Origin of the sequence: Devosia naphthalenivorans, assembly GCF_003056355.1 — a bacterium.
GTDB classification, from domain to species: domain Bacteria; phylum Pseudomonadota; class Alphaproteobacteria; order Rhizobiales; family Devosiaceae; genus Devosia; species Devosia naphthalenivorans.
The window spans coordinates 64,339-84,802 of sequence record NZ_PYVW01000005.1 but is presented as its reverse complement, the minus strand read 5'-3'; the positions used below and the strand labels follow the sequence as shown (position 1 = coordinate 84,802).

Sequence of the window (20,464 nt, the reverse complement as noted above, 5' to 3'; positions counted from 1 at the left end):
ACTGCGTTTCTCAGCACGCCACCACGTTGACGGCGAGGCCCGCCAGACTGGTTTCCTTGTAGCGTTCGCTCATGTCGAGACCGGTCTGGCGCATCGTCTCGATGCAGGCATCCAGGGGAACGGCATGCGTGCCGTCGCCCTTGAGGGCCAGGGAAGCAGCAGTGACGGCTTTGACCGCCCCAAAGGCGTTGCGCTCGATGCAGGGGATCTGGACAAGGCCGGCAACGGGATCGCACGTCATGCCCAGATGATGCTCGAGTGCAATCTCGGCAGCGTTCTCCACTTGCAGCGGCGTGCCACCCATAATGGCGCAAAGACCAGCGGCGGCCATGGCCGAGGCGGAACCCACCTCGCCTTGGCAGCCCACTTCGGCGCCCGAGATCGAGGCATTGTGCTTGATGATGCCGCCGATAGCGGCCGCGGTCAGCAGATAATCCCGGATGTCACGGCTGCTGGCTCCCGCGTTAAACTTGAGAAAATACCGCAGCACCGCAGGGATCACGCCCGCAGCGCCATTGGTCGGCGCGGTGACCACGCGCCCGCCCGCAGCGTTCTCCTCGTTCACCGCCATGGCGAACAGGCTGAGCCAGTCATTGGCCATCAGCGGCGTAATTTCATTGCGCTGCCATTGCGCATCGAGCTGGACGAAAATGCTCCGCGCCCGGCGCTTGACGTTGAGCCCACCGGGCATGATGCCCTCCTGGGCGATGCCCCGCTCGATGCACCCGCTCATCGCGCCCCAGATTTCATCGATTCCCCGATCAAGGGCGAGCGGGGAACGCTGGGTTTCCTCATTGGCCCGCTTCATCGCCGCAATGGACAGGCCCGAAGCGGCAGCCATGGCCAGCATGTCGCGGGCGTGTGCAAAGGGATAGGGCGTATCGGTCTGCTCGGGCTGCGCCTGCTTGAGCGTCTCAAGCTCCTCGGCACTCACCACGAAACCGCCGCCGACCGAGTAGTAAACCCGGCGCAACAAGAGCTGCCCATCATCATCGAAGGCGGCGAACTGCAGGCCATTGGGATGCCCCGGCAAGACGTTGCGCTTGTCGAACACCAGATCGACCGCCGGGCGGAACCGATAGGTGGGATGGCCGGGTGGCTGCACTCGGCCATGGCTTTCAACGGCCGCAACTTTCGCATCCATCGTATCGGGATCGATGGTCTTGGGGTCTTCCCCGCACAGCCCCAGGATCACGGCGCGGCCGCTGCCATGTCCCACCCCGGTAAAGGCGAGCGAGCCATGCAGGCTCGCGGTCAGGGAGGCTGGTCGCGCATTGACGGCGCGCGGACGGTCGCCACTCTGCAATTCATCGAGGAACCGCCGCGCTGCACTCATGGGGCCCATAGTGTGCGAGCTTGACGGTCCGATGCCGATCTTGAAGACGTCGAATATGGATAAGAACATGCCCGTCCTGCTTCGCACCTTGGCCCCGGAGTGTGCGCAAGATCGGCGGGGAAGTCGAGCCCGCCTCCACCAGCGGCTGATTACTTGAAGGTCAGCATGCGCCGAAGGGAGTCGTTGCGGAAAACGAAATGCTCGGCAAGCCCGCCCAGGGCATGCAGGCCGATGGCCGGGATCAGCACCAGCCGCCCAAGCTCGTGCAACTCGGCGGAGAGTTCCACCCCGCCGAACCACGCGACAAGGCCAGTCACCGGCATGAGGAAGAGAAAACCGTAGAGCAGAAAATGCGTCGCCTGGCCCAGCCAGTTGACGAGGGCAGGATTGTCGGGATGAGCAGCCGGTACGCCGCGGGTCCGCCGGATGAACAGGCGAACTATCGCCAGCAGCAAAATTGTCGACCCTACGGCGATATGCAGGACAGCAGCACCGAACTCTTCCGTCGGACGCCCCTCCAGCCGGTCATTGAAGGCTGCCTGCATGTCCTTGTTGACCAGCAATTGAAAAATGATCAGCGCCGCAATCGTCCAATGCAAAACGATCTGCAGATTGGAGTAGCCGGAGGGCGCTGATGTGTGATCTCGTGTCGCAGGACGCATGAGGCAGGAACTCCAGCGGCCGCTCCGCGTTCCCGAACTATCTCGAAGCTGTGGGGGGCAATGAGGCGAGACAGGGGCAAGCAACCAAAAACCATCTTACGCCTGATGCTGCTCGCGTCGAGTGCGGTGCTGCTCGCGGCCTGCAATGGCGAGCAAAGCATGCTGCATCCTGCCGGCGAGCAGGCCGAGGGTCTGGCAACCCTGTTCTGGGTCATGGCTGCCGCTGGCGTCGTCATCTGGTGCGTTGTGATGGGAGCGGCAATCTATGCTGTTCTCGGCAAGAAACGTCCCCGCAGCGAGCGCTTTGCCGATCGCTTCATTTTCTTTGGCGGCGTAGCCTTTCCCACCGTTACGCTCGCGGCGCTATTGGTGTTTGGCCTCGCACTGCTGCCCAATTGGGCAGGCGGGGATGAGCCCGACATGCGCGTCCATGTTACCGGCGAGCAATTCTGGTGGCGCTTCGCCTATAAGGGCCCTTCCGGCGAGCGTATCGAAACCGCCAACGAACTTCATTTGCCCGTCGGTGCGAATGTGGAATTCGTGCTCGACAGCACCGACGTCATCCACTCCTTCTGGATCCCCGCCCTGGGCGGCAAGATGGACCTTATCCCCGGACGCACCAATGTGCTGCGGCTCAAGCCAACCAAGGCGGGCGTTTATCGCGGTGTTTGCGCCGAATTTTGCGGACCATCCCATGCCTTCATGGCCTTTCCTGCCATCGTCCATCCGGTTGCCGATTTCCAGAGCTGGCTGGAGGCCGAAGCCCTGCCCGCCAACCCCGCCGGCAGCGAGGCCTTCATCGCCGCCGGCTGCGGCGGCTGCCACACGGTGCGCGGCGTCAGCGAAGCGGGATCAGTCGGGCCGGACCTGACCCACCTTGCCCGTCGCCGGACGCTGGCAGCGGGCACAATGCCGATGACCCGCCAAGCACTCGAGGATTGGATCGCCGCGCCCTCCCATATCAAACCGGGTGCCCGCATGCCCGACTTCGCCGCACTCGATGACGAACAACGCGACGCCATCGTCCAATTTCTGCTGGGGCTGCAATGATCTACAAAAGCGCCGAGGAACGGCAACTCGCCAAGGTCTGGGAGCCACCCAAAGGCTGGCGCTATTTCTCCGACGTCAACAACTCGACGATTGGCGTCTGGTACATCTCCACCGCCTTCGCCTTCATGCTGTTTGGCGGCGCATTGGCCTTGCTGATCCGGCTGCAGCTGGCGGTTCCGGAAAACACCCTGCTATCCGCCAACCTCTACAACCAAGTCTTCACCCTGCACGGCACGGTGATGATGTTCCTGTTCGCGGTTCCGATCTTCGAGGCCGTCGCCATCCTGATCCTGCCCGCCATGCTGGGGGCGCGGGACCTGCCGTTTCCCCGGCTGTCCTCGTTCGGCTACTGGTGTTTCCTGATCGGTGGTGTCTTCGTCTGCGGCTCGATTTTTTTCGACTCCGCGCCCGATGCCGGCTGGTTCATGTACCCCCCGCTGTCGACCGAACAGAGCGGCATCGGCGCCGACATCTGGCTCCTTGGCCTCTCCTTCATCGAGGTCGCCTCCATCGCCGCGGCGGTGGAGTTGATCGTAGGCGTGCTCAAATGCCGGGCGCCGGGCATGCACATCAATCTCACCCCGCTCTATGGCTGGTATGTGCTGATCGTGGGCGCCATGATCCTCTTTGCCTTTCCGCCCCTGATTGCTGGCGACTACCTGTTCGAGCTCGAACGCGCCTTTGACTGGCCATTCTTCGACGTGTCGCGCGGTGGCGACCCGCTGCTCTGGCAGCACCTGTTCTGGATTTTCGGGCATCCGGAAGTCTACATCATCTTCCTGCCCGCCATCGCGCTGCTGGCGATGATCGTGCCGACCTTCACCCAGCGCCCGATCGCCGGCTATTCCTGGATCGTTCTTTCGGCGCTGGGCACCGGGTTCCTCAGCTTCGGGCTCTGGGTGCACCATATGTTCACCACTGGCCTGCCCGCGATTTCGCTGGGCTTTTTCTCGGCAGCGTCAGAAGCCGTCGCCATTCCCACCGGCATCCAGATCTTTGTCTTCATCGCCACCGTCATGATGGGCAATGTGGTGCGCAGCGTGCCCATGCTGTTCTGCCTGGGCGCATTGGCGACCTTTATCGTGGGTGGCCTCACCGGCGTAATGATCGCCGTCGCACCATTCGATTTCCAGGTCCACGATACCCACTTCATCGTGGCGCACCTGCACTACACGCTGATCGGGGGCATGCTGTTTCCGGTGATGGCGGGGGTGCAATATTATTATCCCTTCGTCACCGCCAAGGTGCTTTCGTGGCGCCTGGGGATCTGGTCGTTCTGGTTGATGTTCGGCGGCTTCAACATCGGTTTCCTGCCCATGCACTTCACCGGAATGCTGGGCATGCCGCGCCGCGTCTTCACCTATGACGCCGATCGCGGCTGGGACCTGCTCAACATGGTTTCGACCATTGGCGCCTTCATCTTTGCCGCCGGTTTTTTGGTAATGGTGTGGGATTGCGTGCGCCCCAAAGGCCGGGACAAGGACGCCACCCGCAACGTCTGGAACGCGGGGACCCTGGAATGGGCGGGGCGTGTGCCGGCCGATAATTGGGGCATGCGCTCTATTCCCCAAATTAATAGCCGCTATCCCTTGTGGGACGACAAGACCCTGCTGGAGACCATCGACCAGGGCCGGGGCCTGTTGCCCAGCGCCGAAGAGGGCAAGCGCGAAACGCTGGTGACCTCGGTCCTCGATGCGAAGCCCCTGCAGATCCTGCGCGTCGCCGGCCCGAGCTGGTTGCCGATGATCTCAGCGTTCGGACTGGGCGCGGTCTTCATCTTCGCCACCTGGAAGCTCTGGTGGCTGACGCTTGCCGGGGGGATCGTGTTCCTCGTGGCCGTGCTGTGGTGGCTCTGGACCGGAACCGCCGTCATTCCAGAAAAACCCACCAAGGATGTCGGCGACGGACGGCAGATGCCGCTCTACGTGGCCGGCGTCCGCTCGACGGGATGGTGGGCCATGTTCATCACCATGACGGGTGATCTGACGGCCTATCTGTCCTTGCTGTTCGGCTATTTCTTTTTCTGGACCGTGCATGAGGAATTTCCGCCCGCCCATATCGAGGGTCCCGGCTGGCAATGGCCGGCTGTTGCAGCGCTGCTGACGCTGCTTACCTGGGCGTTGACGCTGGGCGCGCGCCTGATTAATGCCCGCGGCAGGCCGGGACTTGCGCAAGTGCTGCTGGCCTTGGGGCTGGTGGCAGCCGCAGCATCCGGCCTGGCGCTGATGGCGGGGCCCTGGACTAACGGGCTTGATCCGACCGAGCACACCTATCCGGCAATCGTCTGGGCACTGGTGGTGTGGATCGTGCTGCATCTGGCGGCGGGCATGATCATGCAGGCCTACTGCATCGCCCGCTCCCGCTTCCGCAAGCTCACGCCCGAGCATGATGCCGATCTGTGGAACGTCACCCTCTACTGGCACTTCACCGGATTCTGCGGCCTGCTGACTGCTCTGGTAATTGGAGGCTTCCCGCTGGTGCAATGAACGCAAACCGAGCCCATGACGAAGTCGAGCGCGAAACCGGTCACGGCACCGATTTGTGGCGCGTCATCGCGGCGCCGATCGTCTGGGCGCTGCATTTCCTGTTTTGCTACATCTACGGCGCCATCTACTGCGAGAAGCTGGGCCGCGATGCACCACTGGACGACGCACGGATCGCCATCATCATCGCCACCGTATTCGCTCTGGCGCTGATCGCCCTTTCCACCGTCCACCTTTGGCGCGTGCGCGGCCGCAGCCTGACCGACAACGACTTCGAGTTCGAGCACAATACGCCCGAGGAGCGGCATCGCTTCCTCAGCCATGTCGCGCTGATGCTCTGCGTGTTGTCGGCAGTTGCGGTGATCTATGTCGCCATTCCGATGCTCTATCTGGTGAACTGCCGATGAGCAGCCGGGGTGTGCTCATTTGCGGCCTGCTGGTGCTGCTCATCGCCTGGGCCGGGCCACTGCCCTCTCTGGTGCCGGCGAGCTTTGCCGCGCACATGATGCTGCACATGAGCGTGGTCGGCATCGGGGTTCCATTGGTGGCAATCGGGCTGGCGCCGCTGGTAGCCGATCGCTTGCCGCGCTCGCAGCTGATGTTGCCCATTGCGGTCAGCCTGATCGATTTCGTTGTCGTCTGGGGCTGGCATGCGCCTGCCCTACACGATGCCGCCCGCAGCAACCCCGCGGTATTGGCCGTCGAGCAGGCCAGTTTCGCCGTTGTATCCTTGCTGGTGTGGGTCCTCGCGCTGGCCGGCACCGAACAAACCCGCACCCAGGCCGCCCTTTCCGGCGCGCTGACGCTGTTCTTTACGTCCATGCACATGACCTTGCTGGGGGCGCTGCTGGGATTGGCCCCGCGAACGATGTTCGATCATTCCCACCATGGCCTGGCCGGTCTCCCGCCTCTGGCCGACCAGCAATTGGGCGGAGTCATCATGCTCGCCATCGGTGGCGTGATCTATCTGGCAGGCGGATTGACGCTGGTAGCCCGTGCCCTCCGCCGGGAGGTGACGCCTTGACCAAGCTGCGCCCCTTTATCATCGGTGCGGTCGGAGGCGTGCTGGGCCTCGCCATCTTGCCGATTTCGGGCCTGCTCAATTTCTCCGCTGACCCGGCGCAATCAGATCTAACCGATCTCTATTTTCGCCTGGCGTCCCGCCAGTCGATCGCCCTGCGCAGCTTCGATCTCACCGTGCCGCCGCTTGACGATCCGGCCATGGTTCAGCGCGCTTCGGGTCATTACGAACTGGTCTGTGCGACCTGCCATGGCAGTCCCGCCGGGCCGCCGGAGCGGTTGGCACAGGAACTGTCCCCACAGCCACCCTTGCTGATGCAGCAGATGGAGCGCTGGCGCCCCGATGCGCGGCTGTTCTGGACAGTCCGCCACGGCATCCGCCGTACCGCCATGCCTGGCTGGCCCAGCGACGTAAGGGATGACGAAGTCTGGGACATGGTCGCTTTCCTCGGGGTCATGGCCGAGATGGACGCAAGCCAATACCGGGCCATGGCCGGCGCGGCGCGTTGCACCGATTGCCATGGCGAGAATGGCGAAGGCGGCGTTGCGGGTCAGCCGCGCCTCGACATCCAGGACCCGCAATATATCGCAGCAGCGCTGCGGGCATTCCGCGACGGCACGCGCGAGAGCGGCACCATGAAGGCCGTTGCAGCCCAGTTGGATGAAACGGCGATTGCCGAACTCGCTACGAAATTCGGGCGCTCGACAAAGTTCGAACCGGATGGCGCAACTCGCGGCGCCGAGATCGCAAGAACGGGTATCCCCCAGGCTGACGTCGCCGCCTGCGATTCATGTCATGGCGAAACCGGCAATCCCCATTACCCTCGACTGGCCGGCCAGGACACCACCTATCTGCTGCGACAACTCAAGCTCTTTGCCGAGCTGGGCATCGAGCGCGGCGGCCCCTACGCCAACATCATGGCCCATGCCATCGGCAATCTGTCCGAAGAAGACATGCACGCCGTCGCAGAGTGGTACGGAGAGTAAGACGACTTTGGTTCAATTTCACCGCGTCATTCCCGCGTTCGCGGGAATGACGACGCGGCTAACCTCTCCCCCGATTACCGGGGAAGAGCATAGGCGATAACCGCGTCGCTGATCGGGGTTTCCATGAAATGGTGCCCACCCGGCGCGATGACCAGGAATTGCCGCCCGTCTGCCTCATACATGATGGGATTGGTCTGCCCGCCACCCGGCAGGGCATCCGTCCACAGGGTTTCGCCCGTTTCGATGTCGATGGCATGCAGCAGATCGTCCGTGGTGGCAGCAATAAAGATCAGGCCACCCGCCGTGATCACCGGACCGCCATTATTAGGCGTCCCGATGTCGATGGGCAACATAGAAGGGATGCCGAACGGACCATTCTTGCGCGCCGTGCCGAAGGGACGATCCCAAACCGTCTCGCCGGTCGCAAGATCGATGGCACGGATGCCGCCATAGGGAGGCTCCTTGCAGAGCAGGCCCGTATACGGCACGCGCCAGCCGGCATTGACGTCGATGGCAAAGGGCGCACCCATCTGTGGTCCGGCTTCGCCCAGAGGGCCCTCGCCCTGTCCAGCGCCCGGGTCGGTGATCGGCACGAGCCCAGCTGCATCGGCTTCCTCGCGCGGAACCAGGCGATTGTGGTTTGGCATGTCGTTGTAATTGGCGATGATTAGCCCGCGCTCGGCATCAATGGCGATGGAGCCCCAGTCATTGCCGCCATTATAGCCGGGATACTGAATCCAGTGCCGGTCGCTCGTTGGCGCCGTGTACATGCCCTCGTAATGCGAGCGCTTGAACTCGATACGGCACCAAAGCTGGTCGAGCGGCGTCATGCCCCACATATCGGCTTCGGTCAGGTCGGGAAAAGCCAGGGTGTGATAGCCGGAATAGGGCTGGGTGGGTGAGAGATATTCAGGCTCGACGCCGCCTGTGGGCGCAGGACGCTCCTCTACCGGCACCAGCGGCTCGCCGGTGGCGCGATCGAGAATGTAGATATCGCCCTGCTTGGAAGCCAGCACGAGCGCCGGAACGGTTCCATCGGGACCCAGAAAGTCGATCAGCGTCGGCTGCGAGCCAAGATCATAATCCCAGACGTCGTTGTGTACGGTCTGGAAGTGCCAGACATCCTCGCCAGTAGTGACGTCCACCGCAACCAGCGAGGTGGCGTATTGGTTTTCGAGCTCGCTGCGGTTCGAGCCGTAATAGTCGACCGATGAATTGCCCAGCGGCAGGTAAACCAGGCCGAGTTCCTCGTCCCCTGCTGCGGTGGTCCACATATTGGGTGTGCCGCGAGTATAGACTTCGCCTTCCGGCGGCGCGCCGCGGTTCCCCGGATTGCCGAGGTCCCACGCCCAGGCGAGTTCGCCCGTTACGGCATCGTAGCCACGCACAACGCCGGAGGGTGCATCTTCGGCCTGGCCATCCTTGACCTGGGCGCCCATGACGGCGACGCCGCGAACTATGGTCGGCGCGGAGGTGACGGCGTACCAGCCCGGCACTGTCTCACCGATGCCCTGCTCCATGTCCACCTCGCCATTATTGCCGAACTCGGCACAGGGCTGCCCGGTTTCGGCGTCAACGGCGATCAGGCGCGCATCGAGCGTACCCCAGAGTATGCGGGTGGCACATGCCTCGTCCGCAGGTGCATCGGGCACCTGATAATAGGCGACGCCGCGGCAGGTAGCGCCATAGGGGATGGCATCATCTGACACCACCGGATCGAAGCGCCATTCTTCGCCGCCGCTCATTGCGTCAATGGCAACACCAATGCCTTTTGCCGTGCACATGAAGAGGTTATCGCCCACCTTGAGCGGCGTGTTTTCTGGCGAATACTTGCCCTCGGCGGCCTCGGACGGCAGGTCGCCGCTGTGGTATTCCCATGCGCGTTCGAGCCGGGCGACATTGTCCGGCGTGATCTGCGATAGGGGCGAGTAGCGGACGGCTTCGTAGGTGCCACCATAGGCGGGCCAGGCGGCGCCAACGGCAATCTGGGCTTCGGCGACCCGCTCTGGCGAGGCATTTTCGGCGACTGCAGGAGGTGTCTCCGGCGCTGCCGCGGGGGGAGCCGCTGGCGGCGCCACCGGAGGAGCGGCCTCGGGAGGTACTGTTTCGGGAGGTGCGGCTTCCGAAGGTACCGCTTCCTGCGCCAGCAATGGCGATTGCTGCACCGAGACGAGGGCGAGCCCCGAAACACCCAGGCCAAGAACGCCCACCGCCACCGCTGCCACCGCCGCTCGCCCGCCGGCAAAGCGACCTCGCAATGCCGGAATGGCCAGCAGCACCAGGATCAGGATGATTGTCGGGGCCACGAGCCTCGGGACCTGCGCCCAACCGTTGAAGCCCCGCTCCCACAGCGCCCAGGCCAGGGTGCCGGCAAAGGTGAGAAGATAAACCCACACCGCCAGCATCGAGTGCCTGAACAGGAACCAGGCCGTGATCAGCAGGCCAATCCCCGCCAATGCATAATACCAGGACCCTCCCAGGGTGATGAGCCACACGCCGCCCCCCAGGATCGGCACGCCAAACAGCACCAGAACCGCCGCCAGAGCCACCACGGCCCAATAACCAAATCCCCCGACCGATCGCGCCATGTGGAAGGCCCCCCTGATAAATCGTTACCAGCGCGGAACGACCGAACGGCCTGAGGGTTCCAGTCTGCCTTCATTGTATGGAGCGCTGAGGCTAACGAGCGAGTTCCACGACGAAGCGGAACATCACGCTGCCTTCCCACCACATCGGGAAATTGGTGCCCCATTTATTGCTGTAGAGATTGAAGCGCACGCCGGCCGCGTAGTCGGGCTTTCCCGCAGATAGGTCTTGAGATCGACGCTCCAGGTATGCTCCGCCACCATGGCAAGGTCCCGCCCAAGGCGAGGCGTTCGGGGGTAATATCCTCGAACCCGTCACTAAAGCGTTGCATCGCGCGGCACTGGCCCAGCTTGTGCAGATCGCTGCCGGCACCATGTATCCAGCTATCGCCGACCAGTCGATCCGCCGCGCCATCGGCAATCCCATTTATCTCAGGTCCTGATCCCCGGGCATCGCCTGCCCCACCGAGGCGCCAATCGTTAAAATTGCGGCGATTTGCTTTATGAGTCCTTAAGCGCGTGGCGGTATCGATTGGCCATGAGCACCCATGATGAGCGTCGACGGCACGCGCGAGAAGCGATCCGCATCGAAGGCACCGCTGTTGCCGGAGATGGACTGATCCGGCTGCCCGTTTGGGTGGTCAACCAGTCTAAGTCCGGCGCGATGGTCGAGGTGTCGCAGCGAACAGCATTGCCGGAGCAGTTCGTGCTGTTGTTCAGGCACACTGCCGAACCTTGCCGCCTGGTCTGGCAGCAAGGCGCCCTGGCAGGTATTCAGTTCATGCAACCGTCCTGACCGGCTCGGTGCTCCCTTCCCTTCTCCCCTGAGGGGAGAAGGAAAAGGCATCACCCACACAACCTAGCTCTCCAGGCGAGCACCCGATTGTTCTTCGCCTGTCTGCTCGCCGCTGTCCTCCGGGGCCTTGGGCAGGAAGCGCCGCGTGAATGCGCTGAAGCTGTCGATATAGGTCAGCAGCACCGGCACCACCAGCAAGGTCAGCGCCGTCGAGCTGATCAGCCCGCCAATCACCGCATGCGCCATGGGCGCGTTCTGCCCGCTGCCTTCATGCAGGTTCAGCGCCAGCGGCAGCATGCCGAAGATCATCGCCAGCGTGGTCATGATGATCGGCCGGAAGCGCGTCGCGCCCGCCTCGACCAGAGCCTCATAAAGGTTCCAGCCCTGCCTGACGTGCTGGTTGGCATTATCGACCAGCAGAATGGCGTTCTTGACCACCAGGCCCATCAACATGATGAAGCCGATGGCGGAGAACATGTTGAGCGTCGATCCGCCCACCAGCAGGCCCACCATCACCCCGATCAGGGCCAGCGGCAGCGAACCCATGATCGCGATCGGCTGCAGGAAGCTGCCGAACTGGCTGGCCAGAACCAGGTAGATGAAGATCACGGCCAGCAGCAGGGCCGAACCCACCGCCCCCATGGTTTCCCCGATTTGCTCGACGTCGCCGCCAAATGAGCTGCTATAGCCGGTGGGGAAGTCGAGTCGGTCGACGGCCGCTTGCAGTTGCGGCGTCACCGTTCCCAGCTCCACGCCTTCCAGATAGGCCTCCACGGTGACCCCGCGCCGAAGGTCCTGCCTGTTGATCGTCGCCGGGCCGGTGCTTTGCACCGTTTCGGCAACCTGGCGCAGGGTGATCATCTCGCTCGATCCCGTGGCGCCAGATTGCGCTATCGGCAAATTGCCGATGGCATCCACATCGCTGCGAAGCTCTTCGGGCAGACGTACGACCACCGAATAGACCTCGCCATTTTGGGCCGTCCAGTCGGCAACGTCCTCGCCGCTGATCAGCGGCCCCAGCGTCGCGGCAATCTGGTCCATCGATACGCCCAGATTGCTGGCCAGATCGCGATTGACCCTGATGCCGATCACTGGCTGGGCCGCGTCGATACTGGAAGTGATGTTTATCAAGCCAGGAATCTGCGCCAGCTCTGCTTCCAGCTGGTCCGAGAGCCGGCCCAGCGTGGCGAAATTATCGCCATAAAGCGTGACGGAAACAGGCGCGCTGCTGCCACCCATGCCCGAAGCCGCCGACACCTGGAACTCTGCTCCGGGTACGGCCGTCAGCGCGTGGCGTATGCGCGGCATGATTTGCTCGGGCGTTATGGAGCGCTCCGCCTTCTCCACCATGGTGACGGTCATGGTGCCGGTATTGGCCCCGGACGCGGCCAAGCCACCGCCCACGGTTGAATATGTGCGGGCGATCTCCGGGAATGCCCGGATCACGGTTTCTGCCTGGCGCAGCTTGGCGGCCGTCGCCTCCTTGGATGAACCCGCCGGGGTTTCCACCGTCACGGTGAATATCCCCGTGTCGGTAACCGGGATGAACTCCACCCCGACGCGCGGAAACAGCAGGAACGATCCCACAAAGGAGAGCAGGGCGACGAGCAACACGCTCTTGCGGTATTTCAGGGCCAAACGGATGAGCCCACGATAGCCCCCGGTAACCCACTCAAAGAAGCGGTCGAACTGCTGCACCGCTCTGCCGATCGGCCCGCGCTTGGCGCCGGGGTGCGACGCCGGGTCGTACCAGACGCTCGACATCATCGGATCGAGCGTAAAGGCGACGAACAGCGAGATCAGCACGGCAACAGAAACCGTCACGCCGAACTGCAGGAAGAAGCGGCCCATAATGCCGTCCATGAAGGCGACGGGGAGGAACACCGCCACAATGGAGAGCGTGGTCGCCATCACGGCGAGGCCGATCTCGTTGGTGCCGTCAAACGCCGCCTGCCGGTGCGACTTGCCCATATGCAGGTGCCGCGTGATGTTTTCACGCACCACGATGGCGTCGTCGATCAGGATACCGACGGCCAGCGACAGCGCCAGCAGCGTCATCATGTTGAGCGTGAAGCCCAGCACATTGAGCGCCACCATGGTGCCGATAATCGAGATCGGCAGGGTCAGGCCCGTGATGATGGTGGAACGCCAGGAATTGAGGAACAGGAAGACGATCACGACGGCCAGGACAGCGCCCTCGACGAGCATGTTCTGCACGGCGTGGAAGGACTCCTCGACGGGCTCGGCGTTGTCGACAACCACCTGGATATTGACCTGCCCTTCCGGCAGCTCATTGGCCAGAAGGTCGGCGATCAGTGTCCGGACTTCCTCGGCGACGCCAACGGTATTGGCGCCCTGGGTCTTGAGAATATCGATGGCGATGGCGCGCTCGCCATTCAATATGGCAAGGCTCTGCGCCTCTCCCGTTCCGTCCACGATTGTCGCCACATCGCGCACCGTAACGGGCTGTCCGCCCTGGTTGCCGACGCTTATGTCATAGAAATCCTGTTCGTCCTCCAGCCGCCCGAGCACCTGCACCGATTGCACGATGCTATCCTGGGTGATGGTTCCAGCGGCAAGATCGCGGTTCGCAGCCTCGAGTGCCTGCACCACCGCGCTCGGACTGATGTTGAACGCGGCCAGCCGGTCTGGATCGATCTGGATATTGAGCTGGCGCGGCACCCCGCCCACCACGGTGGCGCTGCCGACGCCCTCGATGTTGGAGATGCGCTTGGCGATGACGTCCTCGGTCAGCGCCGTGAGCTCGCGCTCCGACAGCGAGTCGGAGCTGACCGCCAGCGACAGCACCGGGAGCGCGCTGGGGTCGAAGCGCAGCACCCGCGGATCACCGGCGCCATCGGGCAGGGTAGCCGCGATAGGGTCGATCTTGTCGCGAACGTCTTGGGCTTTCTGCTGGGAATCGCTTTCCAGATTGAAGATCATCAGCACCATGGCCTGACCGGCCTGCGCGGTGGACTGGATCGTATCGAGCCCCGCAATGGTGTTGACCGCTTCTTCGAGCGGCTCGATGATGTCGGTTTCCACCGCTTCCGGCGACGCGCCGGGGTAACTCACGACAACGGCGACGACGGGGAAGTCCACGTCGGGCAATTGCTCGATCGGCAGGCGCTGGTAGGAGTAGACGCCGAACACCATGATCGCCACCATGATCATGGTGGCAAAGACCGGATGATTTACGCTGATGCGGGTGAGAAACATCGATCAGCCCTCCACAAGCGTATAGGCGGCGCCGGCTTCCAGATCATCGAGTGGCGCGGCAACCACGACGTCGCCATTGGCAAGCCCGGTAACCTCCACGAGGCGTCCGCGCTCCCACTCCTGCACAACTTCCACGCCCTGGCGCACCAGAGTGCCATCGGCAAGTTTGAGGACAAACTGCCCTTCCGCATCCTCCCGCAGCGCCGCAGCCGGAACGGCGTGGGCTTCGGCTTTTTCCACCACGGTGATGTTGCCGGTCGCGAACATGCCGCCGCGCAGACTGCCCTCTGTGTTTTCCAGATCGATATAAATGGGAACCGTGCGCGTGCCGCTGACGGCCACCGGATTGACGCGTGTCACGACGCCGCTGAAGGTTTGCCCCTCAAGGCCCGTTACGTCGACGCTCACAGTCTGCCCGGCATCGACCATGGCACTGGTGTTGACCGAGGCCGCAGCCTGGAACTCCATCTCTTCGAGATTGACGATGGTGAACAGGGGCGTACCGGAGGCTATGGTCTGTCCCGGCTCGACCGACCTTGACGACACCACGCCCGAAAGCGGCGCCTTGACTGTCGCATTGCTCAGGGCAAGCTCGGCGCTTTGCACGGCGGTTTCCAGCGCTGCCAGATTGGCCGCCAATGCCGCAGTCGCAGATCGCGCCTGTTCCAGCGTCGACGGACTGGCGAGCCCCTGCCGCGCCAGTTCCTCGGTGCGGTCGAGCTGTTGTTGCGAGGACACCAATTGTGCCCGGGTTGCTTCAGCCGTGGCCTGCTGCTGGTTGAGCTGCAGTTCAAGCGTGGCGCGGTCGATCTGGGCAAGAACATCGCCGTCCTGCACCGCATCGCCAGGACGCTTCAGCACGGCTATCACCCGGCCTGAAGCCTGCGCAGAGACCTCGGACTGGCGCCCGGGCACCAGCGTGCCCGTGACCTTGACCGTCTGGCTAAGCGTCGCCGCTTCTATCGTCGCCGTCTCGGATTGACGGATCTGCTTGGTCACAGGCGTCTCCTCCACGACCTCCTGAACAGGAGGCGGTGCCGGGCGGAAGAACACAAAACCCGCAATGCCAATGACGACAACCGCCAGCACCACCCAGGGCAAAATCCGGCGCTTCGGCTTCAGGCCTTGGGCCACGCGCTCGGCATTTGCCTTTTCGCGCCGGCTCTGGGCCCATTCCGGCTTGGGGTGCGACGCTGTCATTGGTGGTCCTTTCGGAAGGTCTTGTCGCCATTGCGCAGGGCAATAGCCCAGTCTTGGAGAATCTGGGCGGATTGCTCGAAAGCATCGGAGAGATCATCCACCCGCCGCGCAGCCGCTTCATTTTCCGCACGCATCGGCTCGACGCAAGCCTGAATGTCCCGGGCATTGCGGATAAGGCGATCCGCGAGATCGCCGAGCATGTCCACATTGGGGAAATTATTGAGCACGTAATAGTCCTGCCGGTCGCCCGCATGAGCGGTCAGCCTGACGACGCCGCGCTGGGCAAGCCGCCGCGCATTGGTGCTGACGCTGGCGCGGCTCACGCCCAGCCGCTCGCTGATCTGGTGCAGGCTGAGCTCACGGCCTTCCACGACCAGCAGCCCGAAGATGCGGCCAGCGATCCGGGCGTCGCCGCCCTCCTGGGAGATCAATCCCATTTCTTCGATAAATCGCTCGACAGCCGACACGTGCCACAACCCTTCCATTAGTACGTTCAGTATACACTGAACGATAACGATGCGTAAATCCACGAAGCAGTGAACAGGCCGTACCGATACGAGGATCAGAAGAATGCCCGTGGCGATGACAGGCAAGCATTGGCGGGGAGCAACATGCACCCCCCGCCGATTAGGCTCCTAGAACTCGCTCCAGTCGTCCTTGAGCGCCGTATTACCCTGGCTCAGATAAGACTTGGCAGCCGTCCTGACCCGTTGCTGCAGCACATTGACGCCGTTCTGCGCCAGAGCTGGCTTGCTGGCCGCCGGAGCACGGACGGCCTTGCCCGTGCCGGTCTCGTCGATCTTGAACGTATCGAGCACCCGATCGAGGTCATTGGCCTGCGCTTCGGTCTGCTCGATCGCGGCATTGGTTTCTTCGACCAGGGCCGCATTGTGCTGGGTCATTTCATCCATCTGGCGAACGGCCGTGGTCACCTCGCCAATGGCCGATGACTGTTCCTTGCTCGCCGAGGAGATGGCCTGCATAAAGGCGCTGTTTTCCTGCACCGATTGCAGGATCGCCTGCAGCTTGGCCGCGGCACTATCCACCAGCTTGGAGCCACCCGCCACTTCCTGCGAGCTCTGCTCGATCAACTGCTTGACCTCGGCCGAAGCCTGGGCGGCAGATTGGGCCAGCCGGCGCACTTCCACCGCGACAACCGCAAAGCCCTTGCCCGCTTCGCCGGCACGCGCCGCTTCCACCGAGGCGTTGAGCGCCAGCAAATTGGTCTGGAACGCGATGTCGTCGATCATGCCGATGATATTGGAGATGCGCGACGATGACGTGCTGATCCGCTCCATGGCGACGGTTGCTTCGTTCATCACCTGGCCGCCTTCCTGCGCCAGTTGGGCCGCCGACTCGGTGCGCAGCGCCGCATCATGGGCCTTCTTGGCGTTCTCGCTGACGGTGGTCGCCAACTGCTCCATCGCCGCCGAGGTTTCCTCGATGGTGGCCGCCTGCTTGGTGGTGCGCTCGGAGAGGTCATTGGCACCGGCCAGGATTTCACCCGTCGCCGATTTCAGTGCGCGCGAGGTATCGCGGATCTGGCCCATGACCTGCGTCATGTTTTCGGCAAGGCTGTTGGTATCGGCCTTGAGCTGCGCCAGCGATCCCTTGAAATCGCCTTCCACCCGCTTGGTCAGATCTGCCTGCGCCAGCGCCGAGAGCACTTCGCCGGTGGCATCGATCGACCGATCCACCACATCGACCAGGGCATTGAGGCCATTGGCGATGGAATTGAGTTCGGCGTCCGGGAAGGTCTTGTCCACGCGCCGCGAGAAATCGCCGTCGACAGCGGCATCGACCACCGAGCCGAAGGCGGCCTGCAACTCGATCATCATGTCCTTGCGGGCTTCATCGTCGCGAATGATGCGGGCCGCTTCCGCTTCCGTCATCTCCGCCACCTTGAGGCCGTTCTGGCGGAACACTTCCACGGCACGGGACATGTCGCCGATCTCGTCACGGCGATCCTGGCCCTCCAGAGCAATGTCGAAGCGGCCATCGGCAATGGCCAGCATGTCGGTGTTCAGCCGGACCAGCGGCCTGGCAATGCCACGGGCGATAACAACACCCGCCGCCAGCAACACCAGTACCACGCTCAGGCTGACCAGGGCCGCAATGGTCGCGGCCTCCATGAACTCGGCATCCACATCGATGAGCAGGACACCCGAAGCGATCGTCCATTCCCATGGCTCGAAGGCCTGTGCGAACGTGACCTTGTCGAGGAAGTTCTTGGTCTCGGGATCGAGGAACGCATATTCCACAAAGGCGGAGCCGTCGGCGCTGGCGTTCTCGATCATCTCCTTCATGAAGAGCTTGCCGTTGCCGTCCTGCTCGACCGAGCGATCCGAACCCTGCTTTTCGGGCTTGGTCGGGTGCATGAGCAGCACCATGCCGAAGCTGTCGACAAAGACATATTCCTTGCCCTGATAGCGCAGGCCACGCAGCGTTTCGAGCGCCATCTGCTTGGCCTGATCTTCGGTAAACTCGCCGGCCTGGGCCCGGTCGTGGTAGCTTTGGACAATGCTGGTTGCCGACTGGACAACGCTTTGCAGTTCCGTGCGCTTGAAGTCCTCCAGATTGGTGCGCAAGCTATAGAGCTGATAGCCGACGACGCCCACGAGCCCGAGGGCAAACAGCGTCAATAGGAGATAGAGGCGGCGGCTGATGCTTGCTGTGATGAACCTGATCAATTTCTGACTTCCTGTCCGCGCCCATGCGGCGGCGGACTTGCTACAAACCTTGCAAGTCGTTCATCACTGAAATGGAATTGATTCCCGAAGCTTGCCTTCGTAGCTGTCAGTACAGTTTTTTGCTTAATTGCCTGTAAAGAGAGCGCCCGGTCAGGGCCTCGAAATGGCCGTGCGCTCGTCAGTCACGCGCAAATAGTCTGACCAACGCACCCGAGTGGTGCTCAGCCAACAGGGCCGTGAGTTGCGTTCCCGTCAGGGGCCGGGACAACAGATAGCCCTGAAGATGTGTGCAGCCCAGATTGGCCAGAGTCCGCCGCTGCGCTTCGTCTTCGATGCCCTCTGCCGTCACGCTCATCCCCAGCGCTTCCGCCATTTCCGCAATCGATCTGACGATGCGGGCGATGGCGTGATCCTCGATGACCAGCTGGGTGAATGATTGGTCGATCTTGAGCTTGTCCACGGCATAGGCACGCAAATAGCTGATCGAGGAATAGCCAGTGCCGAAGTCATCAAGCGCCACCCGTACGCCCGCTTCGCGTAGCCTCGTCAGGGTTTGCTGGACAATCGGCGAGTTCTGCAACAGCACGCCTTCGGTGATCTCAATTTCGAGCCGATCGGCGGCCAGCCCCGATTGCACCAGAATTTCGAGGATCTTGTCGGCCAGTTGCGGATCGCGGAACTGAATCGGAGACACGTTGACCGCGACCCAGGGCAATTCGCTTGCAACCGCCATCCGGCAGGCTTCGCCCATGACCCAATGGCCCAATTGGTCGATGAGCCCGGTTTCTTCGGCGAGGCTGATGAACTGGTCTGGCGGCATTGCGCCGCGGATGGGGTGCTGCCAGCGAACCAGCGCTTCGACGCCCGCGATCTTGCCGCTGCGAGCCGCAAAGATCGGCTGATACTGCAGATAGAATTCCTGCTTGTTCAGCAGGGCATTGCGCAGTTCGATCTCCAGGGCGCGCTTTTCACGCCGGCTCTGGTCCATGCTCTCGTTATAAAGCTTGAACCGGTCACGGCCCTCCGCCTTGGCGGCATAAAGTGCGACATCGGCCCGCCGCAGGATCTCCTCGTGGGATACCGAAGCGCCGTCTTCGAGCGCGACCCCGAGGCTGAAGGTCACCACCACGGGCGAGTCATCGATGTGGAATGGCTTCTCCAGGGCGTTGAGCAATCTCTGGCAGATCCAGAGTGCCTGCCCCTCACTGATGATGCCGGGCTGCACAACCGCGAACTCGTCTCCACCGAGGCGGCCGACGGTTGCCTCCTCAGGCAATTCGAACATCAGCCTCTGCGCAACTTCCTTGAGCAATTGATCCCCTGCCGCGTGACCAAGCGCATCATTGATCTCCTTGAAGTGGTCGAGATCGATGGAGACCAGCAGGATTTGCGCTCGCGCCAGGAACTCATAGTTCATCGCCTCGCGCAGCTTGCGATCGAACAATATCCGGTTCGCCGCACCAGTGAGGGGATCGTGCAGCGCAAAATAGGCGGTTTGTTCGCGGCTTTTTTCCAGCTTGAGCGACGTCGTCAAAAGCCAGATCAGCAGCGCCACGACCGACGTCAGCCCAACGAGCAGCAGGCCCACCGTTGCGGGTGCTGTTTCGACCAGCAGGGCAGCGGCCGGCCGGGCTGGCGTCCAGGTCAGGGATGCGATGGCGTGGCCCAGCCCATCCCTGATCCGAAACGCCGCTTCATCCTTGGTGTAGTGAACCTGATGCAGGTTCTTGATGCCGAAGCGCTCGGAAATTTCCGTCAGCATCGGCACGTCAACCAGCTTCACCGATGCGATCAGGGCTTCGCTGCCCGGCGACTGAAGAACATTGCTGCTGCTCGGCACCACCGGGCGAATACTTACGAAGACGACACTTCCGTCCGACAGGCGATCCGCCTCGAGCACGCCCAGATCCGCGATAGCCGCAGTGGAGTCCTCAAGGCCCAGGCTTGCCTCGGCCATCTGCCGGCGCAACTGGGCGAGGCGTGGCAGCAGCACACTTACGTCGATGGGCTTGTAGGTGGTGCCGGCATAGGCGCCATCCTCCGCCGCGCGAATGACCCGTCCCTCGGGTGAAATGACGTAGACGCGATTGTGGCCGAAGAACTCGCTCATCCAGTCGGCAAGGTTGTCGGCAATCCAGTCCTGATTATTGTTCCGGACGTTGAGGACGGCGTCGTCCCAGACAGCCGAGCCGTCCTGGTCGATGGGAATGCGCTCCATCTCCTGACGCAGCGCCGCCTCGACGGTCATGCGCTCTTCGGCTATCGCGCGAGCGTCGATGCGGCCGGCAGCCCACCACAGGCAAGCCGCCAAAGCTGAAACGAGACAAAACCCCAATAGAAGCGAAGCCCAGAAAATCTGGGTAGTTACGCGATTGCGGGTAATCGGCATGGACGAAAGCATGAGAAAAAAGATCCGGCCCCGTCTTCGTCGTACCG

14 protein-coding genes are annotated in these 20,464 nt (G+C 62.7%); 6 read left to right on the top strand and 8 right to left on the bottom strand.

The genetic code is table 11. From position 1 onward, the window contains the following. Positions 1 to 10 precede the first annotated feature (10 nt). The gene (locus tag C8264_RS09235; RefSeq protein WP_108460703.1) at positions 11 to 1,405 is read right to left on the bottom strand and encodes an L-serine ammonia-lyase; all 1,395 of its coding nucleotides are present in this window, start codon (positions 1,403 to 1,405) and stop codon (positions 11 to 13) included. An 80-nt stretch (positions 1,406 to 1,485) separates the two neighbouring features. After that, positions 1,486 to 1,998 (bottom strand): cytochrome b, encoded by a 513-nt coding sequence (locus tag C8264_RS09230; protein ID WP_108460702.1) that lies wholly within the window; start codon positions 1,996 to 1,998, stop codon positions 1,486 to 1,488. A gap of 159 nt (positions 1,999 to 2,157) precedes the next feature. Here C8264_RS09230 and coxB point away from each other — a divergent pair, with 159 nt between their 5' ends. Genes coxB through C8264_RS09205 form a run of 5 tightly spaced genes read left to right on the top strand, consistent with a single transcriptional unit; the run spans position 2,158 to position 7,538 of the window. Further along, on the top strand, positions 2,158 to 3,048 hold the full coding sequence (gene coxB, locus C8264_RS09225) for a cytochrome c oxidase subunit II (protein WP_245893009.1): 891 nt from the start codon (positions 2,158 to 2,160) through the stop codon (positions 3,046 to 3,048). Next, positions 3,045 to 5,534 (top strand): cbb3-type cytochrome c oxidase subunit I, encoded by a 2,490-nt coding sequence (locus C8264_RS09220; protein ID WP_108460700.1) that lies wholly within the window; start codon positions 3,045 to 3,047, stop codon positions 5,532 to 5,534. The genes coxB and C8264_RS09220 overlap by 4 nt, the downstream gene beginning before the upstream one ends. Continuing rightward, entirely contained in the window at positions 5,531 to 5,938 is a 408-nt protein-coding gene (locus C8264_RS09215) for a hypothetical protein (RefSeq protein ID WP_108460699.1), read from the top strand. Before C8264_RS09220 ends, C8264_RS09215 begins: the two co-directional genes overlap by 4 nt. Further along, positions 5,935 to 6,555 (top strand): cytochrome c oxidase assembly protein, encoded by a 621-nt coding sequence (locus C8264_RS09210; protein WP_108460698.1) that lies wholly within the window; start codon positions 5,935 to 5,937, stop codon positions 6,553 to 6,555. The genes C8264_RS09215 and C8264_RS09210 overlap by 4 nt, the downstream gene beginning before the upstream one ends. Continuing rightward, positions 6,552 to 7,538, top strand: a complete 987-nt coding sequence (locus C8264_RS09205; RefSeq protein ID WP_108460697.1) for a c-type cytochrome — start codon at positions 6,552 to 6,554, stop codon at positions 7,536 to 7,538. Before C8264_RS09210 ends, C8264_RS09205 begins: the two co-directional genes overlap by 4 nt. A 74-nt stretch (positions 7,539 to 7,612) precedes the next feature. Here the strand turns inward: C8264_RS09205 and C8264_RS09200 are convergent, their stop codons facing one another. Continuing rightward, complete coding sequence (locus C8264_RS09200) at positions 7,613 to 10,126, bottom strand: membrane-bound PQQ-dependent dehydrogenase, glucose/quinate/shikimate family (RefSeq protein WP_108460696.1); 2,514 nt, start codon at positions 10,124 to 10,126, stop codon at positions 7,613 to 7,615. 535 nt (positions 10,127 to 10,661) lie between these two features. Between C8264_RS09200 and C8264_RS09190 the strand changes: the two genes are divergently transcribed. Next, positions 10,662 to 10,919 carry a hypothetical protein gene (locus tag C8264_RS09190; RefSeq protein WP_162783538.1) on the top strand — a complete coding sequence of 86 codons (258 nt, stop codon included), beginning with the start codon at positions 10,662 to 10,664 and terminating at the stop codon, positions 10,917 to 10,919. Between the two features lie 63 nt (positions 10,920 to 10,982). On the opposite strand, the gene C8264_RS09185 is transcribed toward C8264_RS09190, so the two are convergent. From C8264_RS09185 to C8264_RS09165, 5 genes are all read right to left on the bottom strand, one after another. After that, a complete protein-coding gene (locus tag C8264_RS09185; protein WP_108460693.1) occupies positions 10,983 to 14,138 on the bottom strand; it encodes an efflux RND transporter permease subunit in 3,156 nt (1,051 codons plus the stop codon). A gap of 3 nt (positions 14,139 to 14,141) precedes the next feature. Continuing rightward, positions 14,142 to 15,338 carry an efflux RND transporter periplasmic adaptor subunit gene (locus C8264_RS09180; protein WP_108460692.1) on the bottom strand — a complete coding sequence of 399 codons (1,197 nt, stop codon included), beginning with the start codon at positions 15,336 to 15,338 and terminating at the stop codon, positions 14,142 to 14,144. After that, positions 15,335 to 15,805, bottom strand: a complete 471-nt coding sequence (locus tag C8264_RS09175) for a GbsR/MarR family transcriptional regulator (RefSeq protein ID WP_162783537.1) — start codon at positions 15,803 to 15,805, stop codon at positions 15,335 to 15,337. Before C8264_RS09175 ends, C8264_RS09180 begins: the two co-directional genes overlap by 4 nt. Before the next feature lie 168 nt (positions 15,806 to 15,973). Beyond that, on the bottom strand, positions 15,974 to 18,028 hold the full coding sequence (locus C8264_RS09170) for a methyl-accepting chemotaxis protein (RefSeq protein WP_108460690.1): 2,055 nt from the start codon (positions 18,026 to 18,028) through the stop codon (positions 15,974 to 15,976). 178 nt (positions 18,029 to 18,206) lie between these two features. Then, entirely contained in the window at positions 18,207 to 20,429 is a 2,223-nt protein-coding gene (locus C8264_RS09165) for a putative bifunctional diguanylate cyclase/phosphodiesterase (protein WP_162783536.1), read from the bottom strand. Between the last annotated feature and the right edge of the window lie 35 nt (positions 20,430 to 20,464).

Bases quoted from the DNA above. Each gene is read 5' to 3' on its own strand.
- C8264_RS09235 (WP_108460703.1), bottom strand. From the start codon at position 1,405: ATGTTCTTATCCATATTCGACGTCTTCAAGATCGGCATCGGACCGTCA.
- C8264_RS09230 (WP_108460702.1), bottom strand. From the start codon at position 1,998: ATGCGTCCTGCGACACGAGATCACACATCAGCGCCCTCCGGCTACTCC.
- coxB (WP_245893009.1), top strand. From the start codon at position 2,158: ATGCTGCATCCTGCCGGCGAGCAGGCCGAGGGTCTGGCAACCCTGTTC.
- C8264_RS09220 (WP_108460700.1), top strand. From the start codon at position 3,045: ATGATCTACAAAAGCGCCGAGGAACGGCAACTCGCCAAGGTCTGGGAG.
- C8264_RS09215 (WP_108460699.1), top strand. From the start codon at position 5,531: ATGAACGCAAACCGAGCCCATGACGAAGTCGAGCGCGAAACCGGTCAC.
- C8264_RS09210 (WP_108460698.1), top strand. From the start codon at position 5,935: ATGAGCAGCCGGGGTGTGCTCATTTGCGGCCTGCTGGTGCTGCTCATC.
- C8264_RS09200 (WP_108460696.1), bottom strand. From the start codon at position 10,126: ATGGCGCGATCGGTCGGGGGATTTGGTTATTGGGCCGTGGTGGCTCTG.
- C8264_RS09190 (WP_162783538.1), top strand. From the start codon at position 10,662: ATGAGCACCCATGATGAGCGTCGACGGCACGCGCGAGAAGCGATCCGC.
- C8264_RS09185 (WP_108460693.1), bottom strand. From the start codon at position 14,138: ATGTTTCTCACCCGCATCAGCGTAAATCATCCGGTCTTTGCCACCATG.
- C8264_RS09180 (WP_108460692.1), bottom strand. From the start codon at position 15,338: ATGACAGCGTCGCACCCCAAGCCGGAATGGGCCCAGAGCCGGCGCGAA.
- C8264_RS09165 (WP_162783536.1), bottom strand. From the start codon at position 20,429: ATGCTTTCGTCCATGCCGATTACCCGCAATCGCGTAACTACCCAGATT.